Annotated in this window: 20 protein-coding genes; 6 read left to right on the top strand and 14 right to left on the bottom strand. The window is 67.4% G+C overall.

Translation table 11 applies throughout. The annotated features are described in order from the left end of the window. Nucleotides 1-97 precede the first annotated feature (97 nt). The 13 genes from DXK21_RS01780 to DXK21_RS01715 all read right to left on the bottom strand — a co-directional run bounded on the left by DXK21_RS01780 (nucleotide 98) and on the right by DXK21_RS01715 (nucleotide 15,946). A complete protein-coding gene (locus tag DXK21_RS01780; RefSeq protein ID WP_114816068.1) occupies nucleotides 98-922 on the bottom strand; it encodes a sulfite exporter TauE/SafE family protein in 825 nt (274 codons plus the stop codon). A gap of 127 nt (nucleotides 923-1,049) precedes the next feature. Then, nucleotides 1,050-2,084, bottom strand: coding sequence for a tRNA dihydrouridine(20/20a) synthase DusA (gene dusA / locus DXK21_RS01775; protein WP_114816067.1), 1,035 nt, complete (start codon nucleotides 2,082-2,084; stop codon nucleotides 1,050-1,052). A gap of 897 nt (nucleotides 2,085-2,981) precedes the next feature. Beyond that, the gene (locus DXK21_RS01765) at nucleotides 2,982-3,665 is read right to left on the bottom strand and encodes a DUF998 domain-containing protein (RefSeq protein ID WP_114816066.1); all 684 of its coding nucleotides are present in this window, start codon (nucleotides 3,663-3,665) and stop codon (nucleotides 2,982-2,984) included. Continuing rightward, entirely contained in the window at nucleotides 3,665-4,156 is a 492-nt protein-coding gene (locus tag DXK21_RS01760) for an SRPBCC domain-containing protein (RefSeq protein ID WP_114816065.1), read from the bottom strand. The genes DXK21_RS01765 and DXK21_RS01760 overlap by 1 nt, the downstream gene beginning before the upstream one ends. Nucleotide 4,157: 1 nt before the next feature. Then, nucleotides 4,158-4,499, bottom strand: coding sequence for an ArsR/SmtB family transcription factor (locus tag DXK21_RS01755; RefSeq protein WP_114816064.1), 342 nt, complete (start codon nucleotides 4,497-4,499; stop codon nucleotides 4,158-4,160). 30 nt (nucleotides 4,500-4,529) lie between these two features. After that, nucleotides 4,530-4,814: a P-loop NTPase family protein gene (locus tag DXK21_RS16435; RefSeq protein WP_162790555.1), complete on the bottom strand. Its 285-nt coding sequence runs from the start codon at nucleotides 4,812-4,814 to the stop codon at nucleotides 4,530-4,532. A gap of 260 nt (nucleotides 4,815-5,074) precedes the next feature. Continuing rightward, on the bottom strand, nucleotides 5,075-6,940 hold the full coding sequence (locus DXK21_RS01745) for a methyl-accepting chemotaxis protein (RefSeq protein WP_114816063.1): 1,866 nt from the start codon (nucleotides 6,938-6,940) through the stop codon (nucleotides 5,075-5,077). A gap of 544 nt (nucleotides 6,941-7,484) precedes the next feature. Beyond that, nucleotides 7,485-8,255, bottom strand: a complete 771-nt coding sequence (locus tag DXK21_RS01740) for a 2,3-dihydro-2,3-dihydroxybenzoate dehydrogenase (RefSeq protein ID WP_114816062.1) — start codon at nucleotides 8,253-8,255, stop codon at nucleotides 7,485-7,487. After that, nucleotides 8,252-12,172 carry a non-ribosomal peptide synthetase gene (locus tag DXK21_RS01735; RefSeq protein ID WP_114816061.1) on the bottom strand — a complete coding sequence of 1,307 codons (3,921 nt, stop codon included), beginning with the start codon at nucleotides 12,170-12,172 and terminating at the stop codon, nucleotides 8,252-8,254. The genes DXK21_RS01740 and DXK21_RS01735 overlap by 4 nt, the downstream gene beginning before the upstream one ends. Before the next feature lie 3 nt (nucleotides 12,173-12,175). Beyond that, the gene (locus DXK21_RS01730; RefSeq protein ID WP_114816060.1) at nucleotides 12,176-12,439 is read right to left on the bottom strand and encodes a phosphopantetheine-binding protein; all 264 of its coding nucleotides are present in this window, start codon (nucleotides 12,437-12,439) and stop codon (nucleotides 12,176-12,178) included. Beyond that, nucleotides 12,436-13,083, bottom strand: coding sequence for an isochorismatase family protein (locus DXK21_RS01725; RefSeq protein ID WP_114816059.1), 648 nt, complete (start codon nucleotides 13,081-13,083; stop codon nucleotides 12,436-12,438). The genes DXK21_RS01730 and DXK21_RS01725 overlap by 4 nt, the downstream gene beginning before the upstream one ends. Next, on the bottom strand, nucleotides 13,080-14,708 hold the full coding sequence (locus tag DXK21_RS01720; RefSeq protein WP_114816058.1) for a (2,3-dihydroxybenzoyl)adenylate synthase: 1,629 nt from the start codon (nucleotides 14,706-14,708) through the stop codon (nucleotides 13,080-13,082). Before DXK21_RS01720 ends, DXK21_RS01725 begins: the two co-directional genes overlap by 4 nt. Beyond that, nucleotides 14,705-15,946: an isochorismate synthase gene (locus DXK21_RS01715; RefSeq protein ID WP_114816057.1), complete on the bottom strand. Its 1,242-nt coding sequence runs from the start codon at nucleotides 15,944-15,946 to the stop codon at nucleotides 14,705-14,707. Before DXK21_RS01715 ends, DXK21_RS01720 begins: the two co-directional genes overlap by 4 nt. Nucleotides 15,947-16,087: 141 nt before the next feature. Here DXK21_RS01715 and DXK21_RS01710 point away from each other — a divergent pair, with 141 nt between their 5' ends. Next, nucleotides 16,088-16,765: a response regulator gene (locus DXK21_RS01710; protein WP_211305950.1), complete on the top strand. Its 678-nt coding sequence runs from the start codon at nucleotides 16,088-16,090 to the stop codon at nucleotides 16,763-16,765. Continuing rightward, complete coding sequence (locus DXK21_RS01705; RefSeq protein WP_114816055.1) at nucleotides 16,743-18,158, top strand: HAMP domain-containing sensor histidine kinase; 1,416 nt, start codon at nucleotides 16,743-16,745, stop codon at nucleotides 18,156-18,158. The genes DXK21_RS01710 and DXK21_RS01705 overlap by 23 nt, the downstream gene beginning before the upstream one ends. A gap of 24 nt (nucleotides 18,159-18,182) precedes the next feature. On the opposite strand, the gene DXK21_RS01700 is transcribed toward DXK21_RS01705, so the two are convergent. Continuing rightward, entirely contained in the window at nucleotides 18,183-19,106 is a 924-nt protein-coding gene (locus DXK21_RS01700; protein ID WP_114816094.1) for a LysR family transcriptional regulator, read from the bottom strand. 246 nt (nucleotides 19,107-19,352) lie between these two features. Here DXK21_RS01700 and DXK21_RS01695 point away from each other — a divergent pair, with 246 nt between their 5' ends. The 4 genes from DXK21_RS01695 to DXK21_RS01680 all read left to right on the top strand — a co-directional run bounded on the left by DXK21_RS01695 (nucleotide 19,353) and on the right by DXK21_RS01680 (nucleotide 25,671). Next, on the top strand, nucleotides 19,353-21,443 hold the full coding sequence (locus DXK21_RS01695; protein WP_114816054.1) for a TonB-dependent receptor domain-containing protein: 2,091 nt from the start codon (nucleotides 19,353-19,355) through the stop codon (nucleotides 21,441-21,443). Nucleotides 21,444-21,459: 16 nt separating this feature from the next. Further along, complete coding sequence (locus tag DXK21_RS01690; protein ID WP_114816053.1) at nucleotides 21,460-22,881, top strand: YncE family protein; 1,422 nt, start codon at nucleotides 21,460-21,462, stop codon at nucleotides 22,879-22,881. An 80-nt stretch (nucleotides 22,882-22,961) separates the two neighbouring features. Further along, complete coding sequence (locus DXK21_RS01685; protein ID WP_114816052.1) at nucleotides 22,962-23,465, top strand: transcriptional repressor; 504 nt, start codon at nucleotides 22,962-22,964, stop codon at nucleotides 23,463-23,465. A gap of 106 nt (nucleotides 23,466-23,571) precedes the next feature. Continuing rightward, nucleotides 23,572-25,671 carry a TonB-dependent receptor domain-containing protein gene (locus DXK21_RS01680; RefSeq protein ID WP_114816051.1) on the top strand — a complete coding sequence of 700 codons (2,100 nt, stop codon included), beginning with the start codon at nucleotides 23,572-23,574 and terminating at the stop codon, nucleotides 25,669-25,671. The last annotated feature ends 8 nt before the right edge of the window (nucleotides 25,672-25,679 follow it).

The raw sequence follows: 25,679 nt of genomic DNA, 5'->3' as shown, positions 1-25,679 counted from the left end.
CGCTCGGGGGGATGACGGCTGTCTTCCTAACCTCGCGCGGTTCGCCAAAGCCTTAGCGTTTCACCCCGGAAATCTACGTAGGCGAAATCGCCGTTTGTCAGAGCGCCTTCCACACCACCGACAGGGCGGTCAGCAACAGGTAGACGGCGAAGGCCCTTCTCAGCACCTTACGATCAAGCCGATGGGCCAGCCGCGCGCCATAGGGGGCGGTCAGGGCGGTCAACAGCCCCATGATCACCGCCGCCGGGACGTTGACGTAGCCCAGCGACAACGGCGGCCGCCCCGGCGCGTCCCAGCCGAAGGCCGCGAAACCCAGGGCCGCCGTCGCTCCGATAGCCAGACCAAAGCCGCTGGCGGTCGCCACCGCCTGATGGATCGGCCGCCCGCACAGGGTCATCATCATGCCCCCGAAACTGCCGCCGCCGACGCCCATCATGGCGGACAACAGGCCGATGCCGGTCCCGACCCCGCGTCGTCCCCAGCCGGTCGGCAGGTCCTTGCGCAGGGTGACGTGCTCGGGCAGCAGCCCCATCTGGGCCGCGATCAACAGCAAACAGACGCCATAGACGACGGCCAGTCCCTCCATCGAGGTGAAGCCCGCGATCCCCGCCCCGACCAGTCCGCCGAGCGCCACCCAGGGCGTCCAGGTCTTCAGCACCTGTTCGTCCACCGCTCCATGGGCTCGGTGCGTCGCCAGCGACCGCAACGAGGTGGCGACAATGGTCAGCAGGGAGGTGCCGATGGCGACGTGCAGATTGCTCTCACCGCCCACGCCCAGCACCGCAAAAGCGTAGAAGAGCGCCGGCACCAGCACCGTCCCGCCGCCGACCCCGAACAGGCCGCCGATCACGCCGGCCAATGCGCCTGCCGCAATCAGGGCTGCGAACATCATCGCGAGGTCGGACAGGGGCAAGGCGGTCATGGCTTGGGCATAGCGGGCGCATCCCTCCCCGTCATCCCGGAAGCGGCGCAGCCGCTATCCGGGGCCGCAAGAAGCGTCGGCGCCTTGGGCGGTCCCGGCTCAAGGCCGGGATGACGAAAGTGAATAATCAGGCCGCTTCTTCGCTCTCGCCCAGCCGCGCCTGCCGCGCCTCGGCCTCGCGCACGGCCTCGACCGCGCGGTCGACGACCTCCAGCCCGGCCCCGGCCTTGACGCCCTCGACGGTCAGGATGCGGCGGAAGGCCCGCGCCCCGGCCCGGCCGTGCATCAGACCCAGCATATGCCGCGTCATGCCGGCCAGATTGGCGCCCTCGGCCAGCCGCCCGGCCATGTATGGCCGATAGCGTTCGATGGCGGCGAAGGGATCGACGTCCGCGACATCCATGCCGAAGATGCGCCGATCCACCTGCCCCAGCAGGGCCGGCTCGTGATAGGCGGCGCGGCCCAGCATGACGCCGTCCAGTTGCACGCCGTCAGACGCATCCAGATGGGCCTCAGCCTGATCCAGATCGCCGACGCCGCCGTTGATGCAGATGGTCAGATGCGGCCGCTCGCGCTTCAGACGCCGCACCAGATCATAGTCCAGCGGCGGCACGTCGCGGTTTTCCTTCGGCGACAGACCCTTCAGCCAGGCCTTGCGCGCATGGACGATGAAGTGGGTGATCCCGACCGCCGCCGAGGCGTCGACCGTGGCGAACAGGCTGACGTCCGGGTCCTGATCGTCGACGCCGATGCGGCATTTGACGGTGGCGGGGACGCTGACCGCCTCCTTGATCGCCGCCATGCAGTCGGCCACCAGCTCCGGCTCGCGCATCAGACAGGCGCCGAACTTGCCCGACTGCACCCGATCCGAGGGGCAGCCGACGTTCAGGTTGATCTCGTCATAGCCGTAGGACTCGCCGATCCGCGCCGCCTCAGCCAGTTGGGCCGGGTCCGACCCGCCCAGCTGCAAGGCCACCGGATGCTCCACCGCGTCAAAGCCCAGCAGACGCTCGCGGTCGCCGTGGATCACCGCCGGGGCCGTGACCATCTCCGTATAGAGCAGCGCCCGGCTGCTCAGCGCACGGTGGAACGCCCGACAGTTGCGGTCGGTCCAGTCCATCATGGGCGCCACGGACAGTCTATGAGCTTGATTTATAGACATTTTTCAGCAAGATCAAAAAGTTGGAAGGCGGCGTGTACACTCAAATTTGTGACGTGTTGCGACGTTTTTTCCGGGTTTTCGACACCTCAGTGCACACAGAGCGCACACGAAATGGCGACTTACTCGAAACTCCCGTCAGGAACGTGGCGGGTCCAAGTGAGGCGGAAGGGTCGCTATATAAGCGAGACCTTCCTCAAACGCGATGACGCCCGCCGGTGGGCCACCGAAGCCGAGGGGCGGATTGATCGCGGAGAAACCCCTCCCCCCTCTCGGTCAGCGCGGCTTCGCACGTTCGGCGAACTTGTCGACCTACACATCGCGGACATGAAGTCCGTCGGGAAGGCGCCCAGGCGGTCTAAAGCCGCGACGCTCAGGATGCTCGGCCCGTATTGCCTCAAACGCCTAGGCCTCATCGGCAAAGGTGTCGGCTGAGGTGGCGGCCGACTGGTTTGTGCGCATAGAGGCGCCGATGAAACGACTGATCTGGTTCGAACACTCCGCTCACGAGCTTATGGTGGAAGAGCCTAGCAAGACTCTGCTGACCCTCGTGCAAGAGGTCCGTCCGATCGCGAAAGAAGACCCTTAGGCGGTCCCGATGGCGAGACCCGACATGCGCTTGCTCGAGTCTGACGAAGCAGCCCGTCTGAATACTGGAGGCTCTTTACATGCCCCCGACTGCAGCCATCTGGTCCGCCACAACGGTTGTGATGCAAGCCCGGATAGAGCCGATCAAATACGACAAGCGTCACAACAACATCGAGATCATGTTGGCTGCTACGCTACGCCTTGAAGGGTCGGCAGGCTGAAAGATTGGCGGCGTCGCCACCCAGTACGACCTATGCCTGCTTTTCCTCGCCGATTATTTGGTCGCCTGGCTATCTCGCTGGCGTCCTGAGCTTAGGTCAGGCTTGCGCCCGACCGCGCGATGCGAGCCTGGACCAGGGCTGCGATGGCTAACCAGACGGCGTGAGCGCCCATCATGTAGCGGCCCGCCCAGCCGATCGGGACCTCGGGGCCCAGTTGACCGTTGGCCGGCATGAATGTCGCCATGACCACTACGACCGCGACGAACCCGCTCAACGAAATACCCGCGCCCAGCCACATCAAGCCGGCATGACGCCCCTGGACCCCGCCCGCGCGGGACATAGCCCAAGCGGCGAAGAGGGCCGCAACAGGCACCCCGTCAGACAGAACCGCCCCGGCCCCATGCACCATGCCGGCGACTGTCGTGGCCTGAGGTGAGACCAGGACGCTGTCGCCGGGAAAGATCGCCGCCACAGCAAAACCCGCAAAACCGAGGATGAGACCGAGGCGGGCGATTACACCCTGCCATCCCTTCAATGTGCGCCGCCACGCCATCGACAGCGTTCCACAGGCCGCGGCGAGCGCCAGGAAGGCGACGGTCATCACCGCCCCCTGGCTCCCGATCGCATGCTCGCTGATCGGGGTCCACGACGGGTCCAGGTCCGGTCGAAGCCCATGCGTGGCGGTAAAGGTCAGTACGAAGAGCGCGCACAGGCCCAGGGTGGCCAAAGGCCAGCGGCTTGTGGCGGGGCGCGCCCGCTCGGTCGCCAAGCTCATCAGACCGCTCCTCCAACCGACGGAGAAATATCCGCCAGCAGTTCGTCCATCCGCTCGTAGGTCTCGTTCATTCCGGCCTCCATGCCGGACTGAAGGTGGCCGTCGCGATGCTCCTTGCTCTGGTAGACCATGCGCGATGTCAGGACGGTTCTGCCGTCGACCGCCTCGAAATCCAGGGTGACGACATAGTCGGTCCCAGGCATCGCCTCGAACAGTTCAGTCCGGGTCAGGCTGTGCGGCGCCCGGATGTCCTTGAAGACCCCCGAGAAGGCGATCAGTTGTCCGTCCGGGGCGGCGAGCACCCAGCGCCAGGTCCCGCCGACCTCCAGGTTGATCGTGCACTCGGCCATCCGCAGGGACCGAAGCCCGTACCAGCGCATCACCAGTTCCGGCTTCGTCCAGGCCGCCCAGACGGCTGCCACTGGGGCGTTGAACGTCCTGCGGATGCGCACCTCGGTATCGGACACGAGGATCAGTTCGGCCTTTTGCATGTCAGCTTCCTTCCTGTTGAACAGAGACTTCGGCGAGGAGCGCGTCCAGGCGCTGGAACGTGTCCTCCCATTCGTCGATGTAGCGGCGCGACCAGGCCTCGACCTGCCTAAGGCCTTCCGGATTGAGGCTGCACGGCCGCCGTTGCGCCTCCTTGCGCTGCAGGATCAGGCCGGCGTCGAGCAGGACCTTCACGTGCTTGGAGACATTCGGCAGCGTCATCTGGAGCGGCTCCGCCAGTTCGTTCACCGTCGCCTCCCCGCCCGCCAGTTGCGCCAGGATCGCCCGCCGGGTGGGGTCCGCAAGCGCGCTGAAGATCGGTCCTATCGCCTCGCCGGAGCGCATAATGTCACCTTCAGTTAATGTCGTTATTAGTTAAATAACGACCGATGCACTTCTGTCAACCGCGGACGGACAAAGAAAACGCCGCGTCACCCGAAGGCCGCGCGGCAGAGTTTCCCCTAACGCTCGCTCTGGCGAAGCTGTGGTCTTGCCAGAACCCGAACGCCCCACCAGGCCGACCCGCTGGCCGGCGGGAACCGTGACGTCGAGATGCTCGAAGAGAGGCTTGCGCTGCCCGGCGTAGCGGAAGGTCACATCCGCGAAGCGGATCTCGTCCGTCTTGATCCGGATCGGCCGCGCGTCAGCATGATCAGCCATGCCCAGCGCCTCCTATGCAGTTGCACCAACTCCTCGATCTCGCTGATCGAGCGTTGGAACTGAGGGATGTGCATGCCGATGTCGCGAATAGCCGCCTGGTTCAAGATGACGCCGCCAAGGCCCTCACCGACGGCGACGGCCGCAGGAAGCCGTCCGACGATTGCGACTGCATTCATGGAGGTCCGGGCCAGCCTGGCCCGGACCTCCATCCAACGATCAGCGAAACAGCGGAGCCTCAGCGCCCGCCGGGCTCAAAGACGCTAACCGGCAGCGCTCGAAACAAGGCGAACGCCGGCGCGCGGCGCCGATCGCGTCGCCCTTCCTGCATTTGCACCACCCACCGCATCGCCCTTGCCGGCGCCCACGCGGAACTGCGCCATCAGTTCGGTGAGGTTATCGGCTTCGCGAGACAGAGAATGACTGGCCGCCGTCGATTCCTCGACCATGGCGGCGTTCTGCTGTGTGACCTGGTCCATCTGATTGACGGCGATGTTGACCTGCTGAAGGCCCGTCGCCTGTTCCTCGGCCGAGGCCGCGATTTCGGCGACCAGGCCGTTGATCTGGACGACCTCGCCCAGAATGCGTTCCAGAGCTCGCCCGGTCTGACCGACCAGATCCACCCCTTCGCTGACCTGGACGCCCGAAGCCGAGATCAGGACCTTGATCTCCTTGGCGGCCTCGGCCGAGCGCTGGGCCAGGGCGCGCACTTCAGACGCGACCACGGCGAAGCCGCGACCGGCGTCGCCCGCGCGCGCAGCTTCCACGCCCGCGTTCAGAGCCAGAAGATTGGTCTGGAAGGCGATTTCGTCGATCACGCCGATGATCTGGTTGATCTGCCGCGAGGATTCCTCAATGGCGCCCATGGCGGCGATCGCACGACCGACGACCTGGCCGCTGGTTTCGGCGTCGGCCTTGGCCGAGGCGACGACCTGGCGCGTTTCCCTGGCCCCCTCGGCGGTGCGCTTGACCGTCGCCGTGATCTGATCGAGCGCCGCTGCGGTCTCTTCCAGGCCGGCGGCCTGCTGTTCGGTGCGCTTGGCCAGGTCGTCCGAGGCGACCGAGATTTCGCGGCTGCCCGAGTGGATCGAACCCGCATTTCCCACGATTACCCTCATCGCGTCCTGAAGCTTGAGCATGGCGTCGTTGAAGTCGGCCTTCAGCTTTTCATAGGCCGGCGGCATTTCGTCTTCCAGCCGCCAGGTGAGATCGCCGCTGGCGAGACGTTCCAGCGAGGCGCCGAAGGAGCGGACCACCAGCGCCTGCTCCGTGGCGATGGCCGCAGCGCTGGCCGCCTGGCGTTCCTGTTCCGCGCGCGCCTTGGCCTGTTCCACCTCGGCGTCGGCCTTGATCTTGGCGATGGCGTTGTCTTTGAAGACCTGCACGGCGCCGGCCATCTGGCCCAGTTCGTCGCGCTGACCGACGGCGGGGATTTCCACCGCGTTGTCGCCTTCCGCCAGGCGGTTCATGGCGCGGGTCATAGCCATGATGGGCGCCGTCACCTGACGCACGACCACATTCGTGGCGAACGCCAGCAGGCCGGCGGCCATAAGGGCGATGGCGCACATGATCATCAGGCCGATGCGTGCGGCGGATGCCGCCGCCTCCCCGTCCTGCTGGGCGACCCGGATTTGCAGATCGACCAGGGCGCCGATGTTGCCGCTGATCGGATCGATGGAGGCATAGAGCGTCTGGTCGTTAAAGGTCTTGAGCGCCGCCATGTCGCCGGCTGCCAGAATGCGGGCCAGTTCCTCGACCGCCTGATCGGCGGCGGGCATCGCCTGCTTGACCTTGTTGGCAAGCGCCTGCTCGTCGGCGGTCATGCTGGTGGCCTGATAAGCGCTCCAGGTGCTGTCGATGCGGCCTCGGGCGTCACTGATCTGCTGGGTCGCCGTGTCTGGAGTGACCAAACCCGACGCCGCCTTGTGGGCCGCATCGACGATATTGACGGCGTAGAGGTCGCTGATGGCCTTGAGCTGCTGCAGGGGCGCCACGCGATCGGCGATCACCGACTGCATGCGTTGCTGAGCCGTGCTGCTCACCACCCAGCCCGCCACACCTATCGCCGTCATGCCCACGGCCAGCGCCGCCAGGCAGCCAAGAAGCCGAGCCTTGATCGTCAGTTGCATGGAAGATCCTGAACCTTAGATGGAAGTGCGAATATTTGGGAGGCCGCTCCATGAGCGAAGGCCTCATGGCGCCGAGGCGTGTGGGCCGCGATCACTCGGCCATCAGGCGGGCGCGATCACGACTTGGCGGTGACGTGAACATCGGGGGAACCGCTTGGCGGCGCCCCAATCGCAGATGGAGGCCGTCCCGGCCGCCTCCCGGTGTTTTGTCAGCATGACTTTGCGGCAGCTCCCGATCCCCCTGCTGGATACAGGGCCACGCGTTAACCGCCGCATATCCGCGCACTAAGCAGATTTACGGATTACGCTGATCGCAAAGCCCCTTGGCGCGTCTGACGACAGGCGGACAGCATTAGCCGTGGAGGTGGTGGCCGCCACCAACCGCATCGACTTTCGTTCGCCGATCAACGGCGGGGGCAGCTCTGGGCCGAGGACTTGCTGAGCGGCGCCCGGCGCTGTTCGGCGGCGGCGGAGTTCATCATGGTCGCGGTTGACGAGACCGGCCGCGCACAGGCGTTCTGACGGCTTTCCAACCCATCGGGGGCTACCCCTTCAGCGTAGCCCCGCCGTCAACGTAGAGATCGGCCATAGTGATGTGGGCGGCGCGGTCGGACAGCAGGAAGACCACCGCCTCGGCGATGTCTTCCGGCCTGGCCAGCTTGCGTAGAGGAATGCCCGCCTTGAAGGTCTCGGGGGAGCCAGCGATGACGCGGACGGCGCCGTCTTCGTCGGCCCACATGCCCGTCTGCATCGGCGTCAGGGTCGAGCCGGGCGCGACGATGTTGCAGCGGACGCCTCTCGGCCCAAGTTCCAGACCCAGACAGCGGGTGAACATGGTCGCCGCCGCCTTGGACGCCGCATAGGCCGCCATGGCATGACGCGGCACGCCCGCCGCGTTTGAGCTGACAGTGACAAAGGCCCCCCTGCCCCTTTCACCCATACGCCTTGAAGCCGCGCGGCCCAGATGGAAGACCCCGTCCGTGTTGACGGCGAACACGCGGCGCCATTCGGCGTCGGAGGTCTGATCCACTGTCGCATTGGACAGGACGCCCGCCACGCTGGCTACGAAGTCGATGGGGCCGTCCTCGGCCTTGATGCGGTCGAACAAGGCTTCGACCGCCGCGCCGTCTGACACGTCCAGCGGCTCGACCCGCACGTCGGTCAACGAGGCCAGTTCCGAGAGAGAGACGGACGGCAGGTCGGTGGCGACGACGCGCGCGCCCTCCTCGACCAGCAGGCGCACCACCGCGGCGCCGATACCGCCGCCCGCGCCGGTGACCAGGGCCAGACGACCCGACAGGCCAGTCTCTCTCATCTCATCTTCTCCTCGGCGGCGGTCATGCGGACGTCCAGAGCCGGGGCGATCAGGGCCGTGGCCGCCGGGCCGGTCAGTTGCGGGTGCAGGAAGGGAACCTCGACCACGTCCAGTTCGGCGGCGTAGGGCCGCCATAGGCCGGGCGTCAGGTCGCGTTCCTTGTGATCCAGCGCCGCGCGGACGTGGGTCGTGCGGCCGCCGAAGGGCTGATGATGATGTTTGCGGACCAGGCGGTTGGTGTCGAGCACCACGCGGATCACCCCGTCCAGCGCCGCCTCGGGCAGGCCGCCCAGCGCGCTGTCGCCCGCCTTCAGGAAGGCGAGGATGGCCGCGCGGCTGCGCAGTTCGGGATACTGGGTCGGATCGTAGCCGGCGATGGCCAGAAGGGCGCGCAGGGCGTCGACGGGGTCCGGTTCCGGCTCGGCGCGCCAGCACTCGGCGGGATAGGAGTCCAGCATGGCCATCAGCCCCACCTCGACCCCGCGTCGTTCCAGTTCGACCGCCGCCGCCTGGGCGATGACGCCGCCGACGGACCAGCCCGCGAGATGCACAGGCCCCATAGGCTGAAAATTGGGCGCTCCCAGCGCCAGAATGTGATCGACATAGACCGACGCCAGCGCCTCGATCCCGTCCGGCAGAGCGTTCTTCGGGTCCAGCGCAGGCGACTGCACGCCCCACACCGTGCGGCGCGGCGACAGGGCGCGCGCCAGGGTGCGATAGCCCCACGACAGCCCCCCCGCCGGGTGGATCAGGAACAGCGGCGGCAGGGCCGGATCGCCCTCGGCCACACGGATGAGCACGCCCAGCCCGTTGTCGAAGTCCAGCGCCTCGGCGTCGATCTGGGCGGCCAGCTCAACCACGCGAGGCCGGTCGAACAGGGCGCCCAGCCCCGGATCGCGTCCCAACCGTTCGCGGATCAGCATCATCAGATGCACCGCCAGCAGGGAGTCGCCGCCCAGCGTAAAGAAGTCGTCGTCAGCGCCGGCCGGTTCGGCCCTGCCCAGCGTCTCGGCGAACAGTTCGGCGATGATCTTCTCGGTCGGCGTCTGGGCCGCCCGGCCCGCCGCCGCCTCGAACACCGGGGCGGGCAGCGCCTTGCGGTCCAGCTTGCCGTTGGAGGTCGTCGGCAGGGCGTCCAGCGCCACGATGGCGGCCGGGACCATGTAGTCGGGCAGGCGCGCGGCCAGCGCGGCCTTCAGGGCGACGGGGTCATAGCCCTCGGCCGGGACCAGATAGGCGACCAGACGGCGCTCGCCGGGTCGATCCTCGCGCGCCAGCACTACGGTCTCGCGCGCCAGACCGCTGGCGATGACGGCGGCTTCGATCTCGCCCAATTCGATGCGCAGGCCGCGGATCTTCACCTGATGATCGCTGCGGCCCAGATAGACGACCGCCCCGTCGGCGCGCCTGCGCGCCACGTCGCCGGTGCGATACAGCCGCTGGCCCGGATGGTGCGGGTCGGGAATGAAGCGATCCTCGGTCAGGTCGGGCCGGTTCAGGTAGCCGCGCGCCAGTTGCACCCCGCCCAGATGCAGATGGCCGCCCATGCCGTGCGCCACAGGGCGCAGGCGCTCGTCCAGAATGACCAGCCGCGTGTTCCACACCGGCCGGCCGATCGGTACGGGGCGGGACCTATCCTCCGGCCCGGCGGCCCAATAGCTGACGTCCACCGCCGCCTCGGTCGGGCCGTAGAGGTTGTGCAGTTCCGCCTTCACCGTCTGGTGGAAACGGTCGCGCAGTTCGGCGGACAGTTCCTCGCCGCTGCAGAAGACGTGGGCGACCGTTATCTCCTTCGCCGCCGGATCGGCCAGGAAGGCGGACAGCATGGAAGGGACGAAGTGCAGGTCGGTGACGGCGTGGCGGCGGATCAGCCCGGCGAGGGCCGCCGGGTCGCGGTGCGCGGCGGGCGGGGCCACGACCAGTTCGCCGCCCGAGATCAGGGCGAGGAAGAACTCCCACACCGAGACGTCGAACGCAGCGGGCGTCTTTTGCAGGATGCGGCTGTGGGCGCCGATCCCGTATTCGGCCTGCATCCACAGCAGGCGGTTGACGATGGCCCGATGCTCGACCAGCACCCCCTTGGGCTCGCCGGTCGAACCCGAGGTGTAGATGACATAGGCGGCGTCCTCGCCCGCCTGATCGACGACCGGCGACGCGCCGTCCAGCGGCCAGTCGACGGGCGTCAGCAAGGCCTCGCCGAAAGCGCCGCCGATATCTTGGTCCGCAAGCACGACAGTCGGATCGGCGGCGCGGACGATGGCGGCGATGCGCTCGGGCGGATGTTCCAGATCGAGCGGCAGATAGGCGCCGCCTGCCCGCAGCACGGCGATCAGGGCGATGACCAGCTCCAGCGATCGAGGCAAGGCGACAGCGACCACAGCTTCACGCCCCACGCCGCGCGCCGCCAAGGCCGAGGCCAGCTGCGCCGTGCGACGGTCCAGCTCGGCGTAGGTCAGGGTCCGCTCGCCGAAGGTCAGGGCCGGGGCGTCCGGCGTCGCCTTCATCGCCGCCTCCAACAGGGCCGTCAGGGTCGTATCCGGAACCGGATACGCGGTGGCGTTGAAGGCCTCCAGCTCGCGCGCGGCCTCTTCCGGCGTGGCGATGGGGACCTCGCCAAGCGTCTCGGCGTCGAGTGCGTTCGCCAGAAAGGCGGCCAGACGCTCCCCGTGGGCCGCGGCCTCCTCCAGCGAATAGAGGTCTGGGTTGGCGTCCACTTCCAGCGTCAGGGCCGGGTCGGCGTCGCCGCGGAAGGTGAAGCTGATGTCGTCCACCGGACCCGTGCCAAGAACCTTCAGCGTCGTGTCCAATCCCGCAAAGCGCGGCGGCAGGTCGAACGGCAGGACGTTGACCAGCGGCCCATACAGGCGTCGCGCGCCGCCGATCAGGCCCAGGTCGCGCCGCAGTTGCTCGCTGCGGTAACGGCCGTGGCGGCGGGTCCTGATCAGGGCCTTGGAAGCGAGGATCAATTGCTCGTCCAGCGGCGCGTCTTCATCCAACGTCAGGCGCAGCGGCGGAACGTTCATGATCATGGCGGGCGTGCGCGCCGAGGCGCTGCCCATGCGTCCCATCCACGGCACGCCGATGACGGCCTCTTCCGCGCCCGAGAAGCGACGAACATAGGCGGCGCCGATGGCGGTCAGCACGTCGGGCCATGACAGGCGACCAGCATCGGCGCGGGCGCGCAGACGGGCCGTGACCTCGGGCGGAAGGGTCCGCTCGATACGGTGGAAGCGATGGGCGGTCGTGGCCTTGCCGGGCGCCAGCGAGGCGACCTCGGGCGCATCGCCCATGATGTCGCGCCAATAGGCGGCGTCGGCCGTGCGCTTGTCCGAGGCGCGATAGGCGGCGTCCTCGTCCCAGACCTTGGCGATGGGGTTGAAGGCCAGGCCGGGCGCCGGGCCGCCGCGCGCGGCGTTGTAAAGTTCGGCCACGCGGTTGGTCAGCAGGGCCATGCCGAAACCATCAGTGGCCAGATGATGGACGCGCAGGCTCCACAGGAAGCGTCGGGCTTCCATACGGAACAGGATGTTGGCGGCCAGGGGATCGCGGGTCGGGTCCAGCGGCGTCTCGTGATCGCGGCGCATGGCGGCCATGGCCTCGGCGGCCGGATCGACGGCCCCCGATACGTCGACGATCCGCAGGAACGGACGGTGCGCGGGGTCCAAGGTCTGGACCACCGCCCCGCCCCGCTCGACAAGGCGCAGCGACAGGGCCTCGGCCTCGACCGCTGTCTGATCGACGGCGGCGCGGAAGGCTTCGATGTCCAGATCACCCCGGATGTCGACATAGTGGGCGGTGTTGAAAATCGGGTTGGCCGGGTCCAGCCTCTGGGCGAACCACAAGCCGGATTGGGCTTCGCTCAGGGGGGCCTCAGTCGCTGGCGCCCGAACACTCCCGGCGGCGCGTCCATCGTCCATGCCTCAGGACTCGACGCCGAGCGCGGCGCGCTTCTGGCGGATGATGGCCCACCACTCGGCCAGGGTGACGTGCTCGGCCAATTCGCTGAACTCCAACGACACCGTCTCGCTCCACTGCAGGCTGAGATTGAGGACGCGCAGGGAGTCCACGCCTAGATCCATCAGGTTGTCGTCGTCCAGAATGGCTTCGGGCGCTTCGTGCAGAACGGCGGCGACATCGGCGCGCATGCGTTCCAGGGTCAGGTCCTGCGGGGTCAGCTTGGTCATGTCAGTCGGTCCAGAATGCGCGCGGTCGAGGTCGCGACCGCGCAGACAGCGGCGGCCCAGGCCACCGCCTCCATGTGTTTTTCGCGAGAGAAGTCGCCTAGGGCGTCAGCGACGAAGAAGGGTTCTATGTCGCGCTGAAACGCCTCGGCCGCCGTCAGCTGGCAGCCGATGTGGGCATAGACGCCGCAGACGATCAGTTGATCCCGCCTACGCGCCCGCATCAGGGTCTCCAGATTGCTGCGCTGGAAGGCGCTGTAGCGATGCTTGACCAGGGGAAAGTCCCCCGGCGCCGGGGCCAGTTCGGACAGGATGTCTTCATGCTCGGGCGCGCGGCTCATGCCCGGTCCCCAAAGGTCGGCCTGAAGCCCCCGGTCGCGGCGGTCCTGATCCCCGTGCTGGGCGGTGTAGAAGACGGGCACGCCCGCCGCCCTCGCCGCCGCGATCAGGCGGGCGATATGGGAGATCAGTCCCGGCAGAGGCTCGGCGTCCGACGCATAGGGACGCAGGAAATACCCCTGCATGTCATGGACCAGCAGGGCGGCGCGGTCGCGCTCCAGGGTCCACTGGGCGCGCGAGGCGGGGATCTCAGCCTCGCTCGGCAAGGCGTAGGCCGATACGGTCGGCAGCCCTTTCGGCGCGCTCATGCTCCGCCCTCCTCTTGCACGATCCGTTGGCGCAGGGCGGCGCGCAGTTCGCGGCGGCTGACCTTGCCCACGGCGGTCACGGCGAAGTCGTCCACGAAGACGATCTGATCCGGCGCCTTGAAGGCGGCGATGTCGCGCTGGCGCATCCAGGCCTTCAACTCGACGCCGCGCGGCGCGGCGTCTTTCGGAATGACAAAGGCGCAGATGCGTTCGCCCAGATAGTCGTCCGGCACGGACACCACGGCGGCGTCGAACACGGCCGGGTGAGCCAGCAGGTGATCCTCGACCTCTTCGGCCGAGATCTTCTCGCCCGCACGATTGATGTGGTCGGTGGCCCGGCCCATGACCACCAGATAGCCCTCGGGCGTGCGGCGCACGACGTCGCCGGTGCGGTAGAAGCCGTCCTCGGTGAAGGACCGCGCATTGGCCCCTGCATCGTTGTGATAGGCGCGGATCGTATAGGGGCCGCGCGTCAGCAGATCGCCCGGCTGGCCGTCGGCCACGGGCGCGCCTGCGTCATCGACGATCAGGATTTCGTCGTCCGGGCTGATCGGCCGCCCCTGGGTTTCAACGATCAGGGTCTCGGGGTCGTCCAGCCGGGTGTAGTTGACCAGACCCTCGGCCATGCCGAACACCTGTTGCAGGGTGCACCCCATTTCCGGGCGCACACGGCGCGCTGCCTCGGGCAGGAACTTGGCGCCGCCGACCAGCAGGACCTGAAGGCTGGACAGGTCGTGGGTCTTCCTCCCCGCCGCCTGCATCCACAACAGGGCCAAGGGCGGCACCAGGCCGGTGATCGTCACCCCCTCGCGCTCGATCAGGGGGAAGCAGACGTCCGGCGACGGCGACGGCGCCATCACCACCGTCGCCCCAACATAGAGGGCGCCCAGATAGCCCGGCGAGCTCATCGGGAAATTATGCGCGGCCGGCAGGGCGGTCAGATAGACACTCTCAGGCTCCAGCCCGGAGATGTCGGCGCTTTCACGTACGCTGTAGAGATAGTCGTCGTGGGTGCGCGGGATCAGCTTGGACAGGCCGGTGGAGCCGCCCGAAATCTGCAGAAAGGCCACGTCGGACGGATCAGCGTCGGTCCTGGGCAGGGCGGCAGGATCAGCGCGAAAGCCGTCGAAGGCGGTGAACTCGTCCGCCTCGCCCACCACGACCACATGGCGCAGTTCGGGGACCTCGGCCTGAACGGCGCGGGCCAGGGCGCGATAGTCGAAGCCCTCATGCCGGTCGGCCACGACATAGGCCGCGGCCTCAGCCCGCGTCACGAAGTGGACGATCTCGGTCGCGCGGTGCGCGGGCAAGGCATACACCGGGATCAACTGTGCTCGGAACAGGCCGAAGACGACGCTGAGGAACTCAGGCCGGTTGGGCAGTTGCACCACCACCCGATCCCCCGGCTTCAGTCCCATGGCCAAAAAGCCGGCGGCCGCCGTTTCGGCCTTTTGCAGCAGTTCGCCATAGGTCCAGCGTTGATCCATGCCGACCACGGCGACGGCGTCAGGCTGCGCCTCGGCGCGGCTCCGCAGCACCTGTGAAAAGGTCTCTCCGCGCCAGTAGCCCTTGGCCCGATAGAGCGCCGCCATCTCGTCCGGCCACACCTGTTTCAAGGGGATCATAGGCTCGCCTCATCGACGCCCAGGGCGCGCAGGACGGCCTGGAATTTACCGGATGTCTCATCCGCCTCGGCCGCCGGGTCGGAGCCTTCGACGATGCCGGCGCCGGCATAAAGCCGCGCCTCGCGGCCGCAGACTTCCGCGCAGCGCAGCGCCACGTACCAGGCGCCGTCGCCCGCAGCATTGGTCCAGCCCACCGCACCGGCATAGAAGCCGCGATCATAGGCCTCCAGTTCGCGGATCAGTTCAGCGGCGCGGTCTCGCGGCGAACCGCAGACAGCGGGCGTGGGGTGCAGCAAGGCCGCCAGTTCAGCCGCAGACCCCTCGTCCGGGCAACGCAGGCGACCCTCGATGCGGGTGCCGAGGTGCCACATGGTCCGGGTCGAGACCAGGGCCGGACCCGGCGGCGCGCGCAGGTCGCTGCACCAGGGCGCCAGCAGATCCATGATGGCCTCGACCACAAGGCCATGCTCGCGGCGGTCCTTGTCAGAGGTCAGCAGAGCCTGGGCCGCCGCCTCGTCTTCAGACAGGTCGGGACTGCGCCGGGCGGAACCAGCCAGAGGATGCGACAGGATCGCCGCCCCACGCCTGGAGATCAGCAGTTCGGGCGAGGCGCCGACCAGACGGCGCATCGCCCTACTCCTCCCCGGACCCAGGGGAACCAGAAAGCGCGCCGCCGACGGGTCCGCCTGCAGGTCTCGCCAAAGGGCGAAGGCGTCGAACGGAGCGTCGGCTTCCAGCCGCAGGCTGCGCGACAGAACCACCTTGTCGACAGGCTGCGCTCCTTCGCGGGACGCACGGATGGAAACCAGCGCCTTGCCGACGGCGTCCTGATAGACGGCGCGCGAAGGCTCCGCTGTGATGCGTCTGCTGCCTGGAGACGAAGTCCGATGAAAAGGGGGGCTCCAGGCGCGGTTAGCGGCGCGCTCCGGCAGGAAAAGACAGTCGCCGTCTTCACGATCAAAGGGGATGGCGCCGACCAACAGCCGGGGCGAAACCTCAAGGCCCCCCGCAGCCGGATACTCCGAGAAGAAGCGCCGTGCGCGCTCGCCCAGGGTCGCCGCCGGCCCTGACGGCAGACGACGCTGAACACCCGTGGTGAACAGCCTCAGTTCGGGGGTCGCCAGGCCGAAGGCCCAATCCATGGCCGCTTCCGGCTTATCCTGAGGTGTCGGCGCATCCCCGCCGATCTGCACCGCCAGATCGGGACTGCTCCAGAAATCCGTCGCCCTAGCGTCCATGACTGATCCCAACGCACACCATGCCGTTGCGTATCATTCGCAACAATGCGGGCTATAGCCGATCAACCTTCGCGCCGCCTTGCGATGAGATTAATTCGCAACTGGGCTAGCCAGCCCCGCCGTCCGCACTACAAGGGTTTAATGCGAATGCTAATCATTGACGACGACGGCCGCGCTCGCGCCTTTGTGGCGGAGGGCCTGCGGCAGCAGGGCCATACGGTTGACGAAGCCCAGGATGGCGACACGGGCCTGCACATGGCGGTTGTCGGCGCCTATGACGCCATTGTCGCGGACCGAATGATGCCCGGCCTGCCGGGTCTGGAAGTTGTTCAGGCCATGCGCGCGGCGGGGCTCAAGACGCCCGTGCTGATGCTGACGGCCTTGGGATCGGTCGATGACCGGGTGGCCGGGTTGAACGCCGGGGCTGACGACTACCTGATCAAGCCCTTCGCCTTCAGCGAGTTGAGCGCACGATTGCAGGCCCTGATCCGGCGCCCTCCCCTCGCGGATCATTCGGCCCGCCATGTGGTCGGCGATCTGGAGATCGATGTGGTCGCGCACCGGGCCGTGCGCGCGGGCGAAGTCCTCGATCTGACTCCTCATGAGTTCAAACTGCTGGAACGACTGGCACGCAACGCCGGTCAGGCCGTGACGCGCACCATGCTTCTGGAGAGCCTGTGGGGGTTCCACTTCGACCCGCGCGCCAACCTGATCGACGCCCATGTCAGCCGCCTGAGGGCCAAGGTCGATCGAGGCTTCGACTATGACTTGATCCACACGATCCGGGGTGTGGGCTATGTCCTCAAAACCCCCGACTAGGGCGCGCAGGCCGTCCGTCTGGTCCACCGCCAGTCTTCGCTATGCGGCCGCCTTCTCGGCCCTGTTCGGCCTGGGCGCCGCCGCCATCGTGGCGGCCGTGGACTACGGCATGCTCCGCTTCGCGGAAGCCGAGGTGCGTGAGGGGCTGAGCCATCAGATGGAGGTCATGCGCGCCGACGCCGACCGGCGCGGCGGGGCGGCCCTGGTGGCCGAGTTGAACGCCCAGGCGCGCAATCGCGACGCCCGGCGATATCTGCTGCTGGTTGAAGCCCCGGACGGCAGCACCTTTTCCAACGGCCTGACGCGAATGGCGGTGAACGACAGCGGCTTTCGGCGCAACCTGCCGACCAAGGCCCGCCAAACGCGCTGGCCGGATCAGGCGCCCAATATGCTGGTGCTTAGCGATCACGCGGCCGACAGCGCCCTGCTGGCTGTGGGCCGCGACATTCAGCACCTGGACGAACTGCGTGGCGGCGTTCGCCGTTTCGCCCTGTGGAGCGGGTTCAGCCTCATACTTCTAGCCCTGGCCGGAGGGTGGTTTTCGGGACGGCTGTTCCTGCGGCGGCTCGAAGGGGTCAATCAGGCGGTCGGGCGCATCATCGCCGGCCAGACCTCGGCTCGTCTGCCCGCCGAGGGGCTGGGACGCGAGTTTGACGAACTGGCGGCCAATCTGAACCGAATGCTGGACCGGCAGGAGGCTGCGATGACCGCCCTCAAATCCCTGTCCGAGGGCGTCGCCCATGAACTGCGCGCGCCGCTGAACCGGGTTCGAAATCAGCTGGAGCAGGTCGCCGCCCATATCGAGGACGTCGAGACCCGTGACGACGCCATCGAACGCGCGCTGGAGGAGACCGACCAGGTCAGCGCCTTGTTCGAGGCCTTGCTGACCTTGGCGCGCATCGAAAGCGGCGGCGACGTCCTGCGCGTCTCCTATCTGGATCTCGCCGCCATCGCGGCGACAGTCGGCGAAATCTATCGCCCGATTGTCGAAGAGAGCGGCGGGTCCCTGACGGTGACGGCGGAGCCCTGTGGCCCTGTTGCGGGCGACGCCGCCCTTTTGCAGCAGGCGATGGCCAACCTGATCGAGAACGCCGTCTTCCACGGCGGCGCCCCCGCCAAGATCAAGGTGACGACAGGACTGCGAGATGGACAAACGGTCCTGAGCGTCGCCGACCACGGCAGAGGCGTCCCCGTCGCGGAGCGTGAAAACATCCTGCGGCGCTTCTACCGGATCAACCCCGGCGACCTGAGGCCCGGATCTGGACTGGGCCTCGCCATGGTCGCCGCCGTGATCAAGGCTCACGAGGGTCAGCTGCGCCTTTCAGACAATGCGCCAGGGCTGGCGGTGGAGATCACGCTTCCATCGGCGCCCTCGTCCTGTCGGCCGGCCTGATCCTGATCTACGGCCCCGACGTCGTCAGCTGACAGCCCTGTCCGCTGACGCAGCAAACGCCCGCGCCAGGGTGTCGATCAGCCATCGGGTGGCGTGATCCTCGCCAGAGCGCTCGTGCCAGACCAGGTGATAGTCAAAGGGCCGCATTCCGCTCGGCGCCGGAAATGTCCGAAGATCGTGCGTCGCTGCAAACTGCTCGGCGGCGCGGCGCGGCAGGATGGCCACCGCCTCGCCGCCCGACAGCATATAGGGTGTCAGCGAGAAGCTCTCGGCGGAGATCAGCACGCGCCGTCCCGCCAGATCAGGCAGGTCCTCTGCGATCCAGTCGCCGAAGCCGTCGCCGATCGACACCGACACGTGCGGCCACTGCGTCAGATCCTCAAGCGTCGGGATCGAAGCGTGCACGGGGTGATCGGCCCGGGCCAGTCCCAGATAGGTCTCCTGAAACAGCCACTGCGCCCTCAGGCCCGCCCCCTGGGGGCTCCACCCGGTCAGGACGAAGTCCAGTTGCCCGTCCCCCAGCCGCCTTAGGCTGGCGTCCGACAGAGGTTCGACGGCCAATTCCACGCCGCCCGCCTCTCGTTCGATGAGGCCGAGCGTCGGCGCGATCACGCTCAGCAGACCGAAATCCGTCGAGGCTAGGCGGAAGGTCCGCTTCATGCTGCGCGGGTCCGCGTCATGATCCCGGATCAGCGCCTCGCCGTCCCGCAGCCAGGCGCGAAGCGGACCACGAAGCGCCTCCGCGCGCGGCGTCAGCATCATCCCGCGCGGTCCGCGCACCAGCAAGGGATCGTCGAACTGATCCCGCAGTCTAGCCAAGACGCGGCTCATGGCCGGCTGCCCCATGCCCAGGCGGTCAGCGGCGCGCGAAACGCTGCGCTGTTCGATCAGCACCATCAGCGGCTGCAGCAGGTTGAAATCGGCGCGAATAGGCGGCCGCCCGGACATCCCGTCCTCCTGAATGACCTTAAGCGTCGCCATGCCAATATAAGAATGACTATTAATTGCAATATATCGCCTACCTTTGTCCAGCAGGTGAAGGCTCATGCCCGATTGCGAATGCGCCCCATGCCGAGTGCGTCATTGAGCCTATAATGCGAATGATTATTAGAAGCGCTTGTCGCTCACAAGCGTGAGCATTCCTCCCCAACCGGGCGGTTCCCGCCCTTTCAACGCACGCCTTCGGGGGCACAGATGCTTCATACCAAACGCCGCATCGGGCTCGGCCTGATGACTTCCACCCTGCTCGCCGCCTCTCCCGCCCTGGCGAGCCCCGCCAAAATCGAGCCGCAGGCCACGACCGTCTCGGACGTCGTCGTCACCGCCTCGGCGACGGGCGTCGATGTGCGTGACGCCCCGGCGTCGGTCAGCGTCATCACGCGCGAAGAGATCGAGCGTCAGCCGGTTCAAAGCCTCGGCGAACTGCTGGGCCGTCTGCCCGGCGTGACGGGCGGCGTCAGCCCGACCGGCGCCATGTCCAAGATCACCATCCGCGGCCTGCCCGACAACTATACCCTGGTGCTGGTGGACGGTCGGCGCGTCGGCAACTCGCGCGACATCAGCTATCGCCCGGACCTGGGCCGCCAGGACCTGAACTGGATCTCGCCCGACATGATCGAGCGCATCGAGGTGGTGCGCGGCCCGATGTCGTCGCTCTACGGTTCGGATGCGATGGGCGGGGTCATCAACATCATCACCCGCAAGATCGCCCCGACATGGCGCGGCTCGGCCAACACCAGTTACACCTGGTCCGAGGAGTCCGAGCGCGGCGACGCCTATCAACTGGGCGTCAACGTGGCTGGCCCCATCACCGAAACCCTGGGCCTGCGCCTGGGCGCGACCTACGCCCGCACCAATCCGGACGAGGTCAATATCGCCGGCGCCAACGGCACGGGCGGGGTCGTCAACAAGAGCCTGAACGGCGTGCTGAACTGGGCGCCGCTCGACAACCAGAACGTCTCGTTCGAAGCCAACTACGGGGTGGAAGAGCCCCTGGCGCCCAAACTGCTCGTGCCGAACCGCAACGGCGTGCCGACGCCGCAAAGCGCCTTCGGCTCCGAGACCGAGCGCACCAACTTCCGGGCCAGCCATGAAGGCCAGTGGTCGTTCGGCCAGACGCGCCTGGACGTCTATCGCAACGCCTTCGAGAACAAGGCGATGGGCGAGTACGGCGGCTCCGGCGAGTTCCAGGAGTGGATCGTCGACGGCCTGTGGAATTTCGAGAAGACCTTCGTCTGGCTGCACAAGTTCGCGCTCGGCGCCCAGTATCGCCAGGAAGAGCTGACCAACACCGACACCATCGGCACGGTGCCGATCGACTATGACGGCAACGTCATCACCGGCGCCACGTTGACGGGCGATACGGCGGCGATCTTCGCCGAAGATCAGATCACCCTGCGCGAGAACCTGCTGCTGACCCTGGGCGGCCGCCTCGACAGCCATGACAAATACGGCGAGCACTTCAGCCCGCGCGCCTATCTGGTCTGGCGCCCGACCGAGGCCTGGACCCTGCGCGGCGGCGTGTCCAAGGGCTTCCGCGCACCGTCCCTGAAAGAAAACAGCGCCGGCGCCGCCACCAACTCCGGGGGCAACGGCTGCCGGGGCCTGGTCGGGATGGTCGCCAAGGACAAGAACGGCAATCCGATCCTGGACGGCAACGGCAATCCGCTGATCTACGCCTCGGGCGGCTGCTGGATGGCGGGCAACCCCAAACTGAAACCCGAGGAAAGCACCAGCTACGAGATCGGCTTCGCCTATGACGGCCCCGCCTATCGGTTCGGCGCCACCTACTTCCACACGGACTTCGAGAACAAGATCCAGTACGCGCCGCTCGGCTATTTCGAGGGGCGCTGGTGGACCAAGAACGAGAACATCCAGCGCGCCCGCACCAAGGGGCTGGAGCTGACCGGCCAGGCCGACCTGCCTTACGGCCTGACCCTGCGCGGGAACGCCACCTGGATGATCGAGGCCAAGAACCTGGACACGGGCGCCAACCTGATCACCACGCCGGAATGGTCGGGCTACGCCTCGCTGGACTGGCGGGCGACCGACCGCCTGGGGCTCATGCTGTCGGCCCAATATACCGGCGAACAGCTGAGCGGCGGTTCGACCCTGACCAATGCGCGCACCGAGTTCGACCTGACCACCGCCTTTGAAGCGTCCGACACGGTGACGCTGCGCGCCGGCGTCTCCAACCTGTTCGCCGAGAAGATCAGCGGCAGCGCAGGCGATGGCTACTACTCCCCCGGTCGCCGCTTCTTTGTCGGCCTGACCACCCGCTTCTGATCCGGAAAACACAGTCATGACCAACCTCCGCAACTCCCTTCGCGGCGTCACCCTCGGCGCCCTTCTGACGGTCTCGGCCGTCGCCCTCCCCGCCGCCGCTTCGGCCCAGGCCTTGTTCTCGGCCCCCGAGCGCCTGCAGGAAGGCCAGGTCAGCTTCGCCTCGGCCCAGCGGGGCAAGCCGGTGCTGGCCGGCGGCGAGGTCGTCGCCACGGGTCGCGGCTTCCGCCCAGGTCAGTCGGTCATCCTGATGTACGGCCAGACGGCGCTGTCGACCGGCCCGGTCGTCGCCAACGCCGAGGGCGGCTTTGAAGCCCGCCTGTCGATCCCCGCCAATGCGAGCGCCGGCAACCACCCGATCGTGGCCGTGTCCCAGGCGCCCTACAACGCCGTCCTGGCCAATCTGAAGATCTCGCCGACCGTGCCCCTGTCGGGCGAGGCGGCCTATCGCGTCACCAGCGTTCAGCCGACGCGCGGCCTGTATCAGACCGCCTATAGCGCCAAGCGCAACGCCGTCTTCGCCACGTCGGCGGTCGGCCGCCCGCCGGTGCTGCAATCGGAACTGCTGCGTCTGAACGCCGACACCCTGGCGGTCGAGGCCCGCATCACCCCGGCAGACGCCCCCGACCGACCGGGCCGCGACGGTCAGGTCCAGGACGGCGGCGTCTTCGCCGTCTATGGCGTCGGCGTCGATGACGCCCACGACACGGTCTGGGTCACAAACAGCCGCCAGAACACGGTGGCCGTCTATCGCCAGTCGGACCTGTCGCTGGTCCGTCAGTTCGAGCCCGGCACGGTCAACCACGCCCGCGACGTCGTCATCGACGAGCAGGACGGCAAGGCCTACGCCAGCGCCACCTTCCAGCCCGAGATCGTCGTCTTCGACACCGCCGCCCTGTCGGTGTCGAAGCGAATCAAGATCGACTCGACCGTGCGCGGCGAGACCTTCTCCGCCGCCAGCGTCTCCTACGACCGCGCCGCCGACCGCCTCTATGTGGCGTCGAACTCGACCAACGAGATCGCCGTCATCAACACCCGCACCGACGAGGTGGAACACGTCTATCCGGTGCCGGGCGCGCGCGGCGTGATCGGCGTCGCCCATGACGCCCAGACCAACCGCATCTTCGTGGCCGCGCAAGGCACCGACAATCTGGTCGTCCTGAATGGCGCGGACGGTTCGGTCATCGCCGACACCCCGGTCGGGGCCGGCGCCCTGAACGTGGTGTTCGAGCCCAGGTCGCGTCGCGCCTTCGTCAGCACCTTCGGCGCGGGCACCGTCACCGTGACGGACGTCGACGGCCGCATCGTCGCCAACCTGCCCGCGCCGCCCGTGGCCAACCACGTCTCGACCGACGGGCGCGGCAACATCTACGCCGCCGTCAAATCCGGCTGGAGCAGCGACGGCAACGACAGCGTCCTGCGCATCCGCCCGGCCCGCTGACGCGAAGGCTTCAACTGAGACCCCTGCCGATCAGGCGGGGGTCTTACGCCTTCGCCCTGTCACGCCCTGGTCTGTGCACGATGATCAATCCCGATACGCCGTCCAACCTCATGCCCCAACCTCCGCCCGCCGATGTGGATCGCCACACTGAAACGACAATCCACCAGTTGCTGGCGGCTCAGGGCCTACTTCTGAACCGCGCAAGACAGGACGTTCTGCACGTCCTTCTGCTCGCCCAACACCCCCTCGACGTCGACGGCGCCCTTGCCGCCGCCCGCAGGAACGGGAGTCATGTCTCGCGCGCCGCCGTGTCGAGATTTCTCAATCTTCTGAGCCAGCTGGGCGTCGCCGAGGTGGCGGCGCGGCGCGACGCCCGGCGTTTCTTTCGGCTTCGGCGCGAGACGCAAACCATCAGCCTCAGTTGTGTACAGCAGAACAGGATCATCGAGGTCCAGGACGACGACGTGGCGGACGCCGTACAGCGCCTGCTTCACGGCATGGGCTACCGTCTGGCGGAAGGCATCCATTTCCGCATTGAGCCTCTCTCCGCCGCAGCCGCCTCAGCGCTCGGCGACGGCGCCTGACAGTCCAGCCAGGGGCGAAGCGTCGCGACCGAACGTGAGCGTTGCAAATGACAATGATTCTCACTACGCACTGACGCTTGTCGCGTCCGGTATGAAATGAGCTCCCATGAATCGCACAGCCCAGATAGCTCTGCTTACCTCCGCCAGCCTGCTGGCGGCGTCCGCCGCCCTGGCCCAGAGCGTGACGACCGTCGATGACGTCGTGGTCACGGCCTCGACCCGAGCGCAGAAGATCGAGCAGGCCCCGGCGACCATCACCCTGATCACGGCGGAACAGCTGGAAAGCCGCGCCTATGCCGACCTGTTCGACGCGGTGCGCGACGTCGAGGGCGTGTCGGTCAGCGGCGGCTCGAACTTTCAGGACATCTTCATTCGGGGCCTGCCGGGGGCCTATACCCTGACGCTGGTGGACGGTCGGCGGCAGTCGACGCGGGACGCCCGCGTCAACGGCAACGGCGGTCTGGAACAGAGTTTCACCCCGCCCGTCTCGGCCATTGAGCGGATCGAGGTGGTGCGCGGGCCGATGTCGTCCCTCTATGGGTCTGATGCGATCGGCGGCGTCATCAACATCATCACCAGGAAGGTCCCTGACCGCTGGGGCGGATCAATCGCCGCCGACTATGTCGCCCAGGAAAGCGGCGACAGCGGAGACTGGGCGCAAGGTCAGTTCTACCTGGCCGGTCCCATCGTCGGCGGCAAGCTGGGGGCCCAGATCTGGGGTCGTGCCTATGACCGGGCCGAGGACGACATCTTCAACGCCCCCAGCAGCACCGGCGCCATGGGCTCGGAAGAACACAGCCTGACCGGCCGTCTGGCCTGGACCCCGACCCCCGACCACAAAATCCTGCTGCAAGCCGACACCACCCGCATCGACCGCTTCAGCACGGCGGGCAGGACCCTGGCTCCGACCGCCCGCAACACGCGCAACGAACACAGCCGCGACAGCGCCTCCCTGTCATGGAACGGCGACTGGAACTGGGGGACCAGCGCCCTGTCGCTGATGCGCGAAGAAGCCTCGCGCGAAATCTTCACGGCTGATGCGACCGGCGAGATGGTGCGCAACCCGCGCGCGCCGGAACTGACCAACACCGTCCTCGACGCCCTGTTCAACCTGCCGCTGACGGGCTCGCCGCTCGGGGATCACAACCTGGTCTTCGGCGGCCAGTGGATCGAAAACAGTCTGAAGGACATCAACCCCGGCGAGCGCGACAATCTGGCCAAGACTTTCGAGGTCTGGCAGCGCGCCCTGTTCGTCGAGGACGAATGGACCCTGACGCCGCAGTTGGCCCTGACGCTGGGCCTGCGGATCGACGACCACAAACGCTATGGCGACCACTGGAGCCCGCGCGCCTATGCCGTGTGGAGCCCCAGCGAGACCCTGACGATCAAGGGCGGCGTCTCGACCGGCTTCCGCGCCCCCGAAATCCGCGCCGTGGCCGACGGCTATGCCTATGAGACGGGCGGCGCCAACTGCAACTATGGCGCGGGCCTGTGCGGCGTCATCATCGGCGATCCGAACCTGAAGCCGGAGAGCAGCGTCAACTATGAGGTCAGCGCCCTGTGGCGCCCGACCCCGACGCTGTCGCTGAACGCCACGATTTTCCGCACCGACTTCAAGGACAAGATCGATTCTGATCGCGTCTGCGGACCGGACGCCAACAGCAACGGCGTCTGCGACCTGCCCGAGGTCCTTCGCTGGAGCGAAGACGCCCTGTATCAGCTCTACTACTGGTACAATATCAACGACGCCCGCATTCAGGGCGTCGAGCTGGGCGGGCGCTGGCAGGCAACGGACCAGCTCGCGATCAAGGCGGGCTATACCTACACGGACTCGGCCCAGAAAGGCGGTCTCTACGACGGGCTGCCCCTGTCGCGCACGCCCGAGCACATGGCCAGCCTGCGCGCCGACTATGCCGCGACCGACCGCCTGAACCTGTGGGCCGCAGGCTCCTATCATGGCGAAGAAATCAATGCAGGTCTGCGCGTCGGCATCAACGGCGAACCCGTCATGGACGGCCCGCGCCAGGTCGGCCGCCGCTATCCCGACTACGCCCTGCTGGACGTGGGCGCCAACTGGCGCGTGCGGGACGACGTGACGCTGAAGCTCGGCGTCTACAACCTGACCGACAAGGTGCTGAACGTGGCGACCTACGACTTCCAGGGCGACGGCCGTCGCTACTGGATGGGCGTCAGCTGGGAGTTCTGAGGATGGGG

This window comes from Brevundimonas bullata (assembly GCF_003350205.1).
In the GTDB taxonomy this organism is placed as follows: domain Bacteria; phylum Pseudomonadota; class Alphaproteobacteria; order Caulobacterales; family Caulobacteraceae; genus Brevundimonas; species Brevundimonas bullata.
The sequence above is the reverse complement of the archived record's forward strand: the minus strand, read 5'-3'. Positions and strand labels throughout refer to the sequence as shown.

What these genes read in the sequence shown, in the direction of transcription:
- DXK21_RS01725 (WP_114816059.1), bottom strand. Translation starts at nt 13,083, where the DNA reads ATGAGCGCGCCGAAAGGGCTGCCGACCGTATCGGCCTACGCCTTGCCG.
- DXK21_RS16435 (WP_162790555.1), bottom strand. Translation starts at nt 4,814, where the DNA reads ATGGCTGATCATGCTGACGCGCGGCCGATCCGGATCAAGACGGACGAG.
- DXK21_RS01735 (WP_114816061.1), bottom strand. Translation starts at nt 12,172, where the DNA reads ATGGACGATGGACGCGCCGCCGGGAGTGTTCGGGCGCCAGCGACTGAG.
- DXK21_RS01755 (WP_114816064.1), bottom strand. Translation starts at nt 4,499, where the DNA reads ATGCGCTCCGGCGAGGCGATAGGACCGATCTTCAGCGCGCTTGCGGAC.
- DXK21_RS01740 (WP_114816062.1), bottom strand. Translation starts at nt 8,255, where the DNA reads ATGAGAGAGACTGGCCTGTCGGGTCGTCTGGCCCTGGTCACCGGCGCG.
- DXK21_RS01760 (WP_114816065.1), bottom strand. Translation starts at nt 4,156, where the DNA reads ATGCAAAAGGCCGAACTGATCCTCGTGTCCGATACCGAGGTGCGCATC.
- DXK21_RS01700 (WP_114816094.1), bottom strand. Translation starts at nt 19,106, where the DNA reads ATGTCCGGGCGGCCGCCTATTCGCGCCGATTTCAACCTGCTGCAGCCG.
- DXK21_RS01685 (WP_114816052.1), top strand. Translation starts at nt 22,962, where the DNA reads ATGATCAATCCCGATACGCCGTCCAACCTCATGCCCCAACCTCCGCCC.
- DXK21_RS01680 (WP_114816051.1), top strand. Translation starts at nt 23,572, where the DNA reads ATGAATCGCACAGCCCAGATAGCTCTGCTTACCTCCGCCAGCCTGCTG.
- DXK21_RS01710 (WP_211305950.1), top strand. Translation starts at nt 16,088, where the DNA reads ATGCGAATGCTAATCATTGACGACGACGGCCGCGCTCGCGCCTTTGTG.
- DXK21_RS01765 (WP_114816066.1), bottom strand. Translation starts at nt 3,665, where the DNA reads ATGAGCTTGGCGACCGAGCGGGCGCGCCCCGCCACAAGCCGCTGGCCT.
- DXK21_RS01730 (WP_114816060.1), bottom strand. Translation starts at nt 12,439, where the DNA reads ATGACCAAGCTGACCCCGCAGGACCTGACCCTGGAACGCATGCGCGCC.
- DXK21_RS01745 (WP_114816063.1), bottom strand. Translation starts at nt 6,940, where the DNA reads ATGCAACTGACGATCAAGGCTCGGCTTCTTGGCTGCCTGGCGGCGCTG.
- DXK21_RS01705 (WP_114816055.1), top strand. Translation starts at nt 16,743, where the DNA reads ATGTCCTCAAAACCCCCGACTAGGGCGCGCAGGCCGTCCGTCTGGTCC.
- dusA (WP_114816067.1), bottom strand. Translation starts at nt 2,084, where the DNA reads ATGTCTATAAATCAAGCTCATAGACTGTCCGTGGCGCCCATGATGGAC.
- DXK21_RS01715 (WP_114816057.1), bottom strand. Translation starts at nt 15,946, where the DNA reads ATGGACGCTAGGGCGACGGATTTCTGGAGCAGTCCCGATCTGGCGGTG.
- DXK21_RS01780 (WP_114816068.1), bottom strand. Translation starts at nt 922, where the DNA reads ATGACCGCCTTGCCCCTGTCCGACCTCGCGATGATGTTCGCAGCCCTG.
- DXK21_RS01695 (WP_114816054.1), top strand. Translation starts at nt 19,353, where the DNA reads ATGCTTCATACCAAACGCCGCATCGGGCTCGGCCTGATGACTTCCACC.
- DXK21_RS01690 (WP_114816053.1), top strand. Translation starts at nt 21,460, where the DNA reads ATGACCAACCTCCGCAACTCCCTTCGCGGCGTCACCCTCGGCGCCCTT.
- DXK21_RS01720 (WP_114816058.1), bottom strand. Translation starts at nt 14,708, where the DNA reads ATGATCCCCTTGAAACAGGTGTGGCCGGACGAGATGGCGGCGCTCTAT.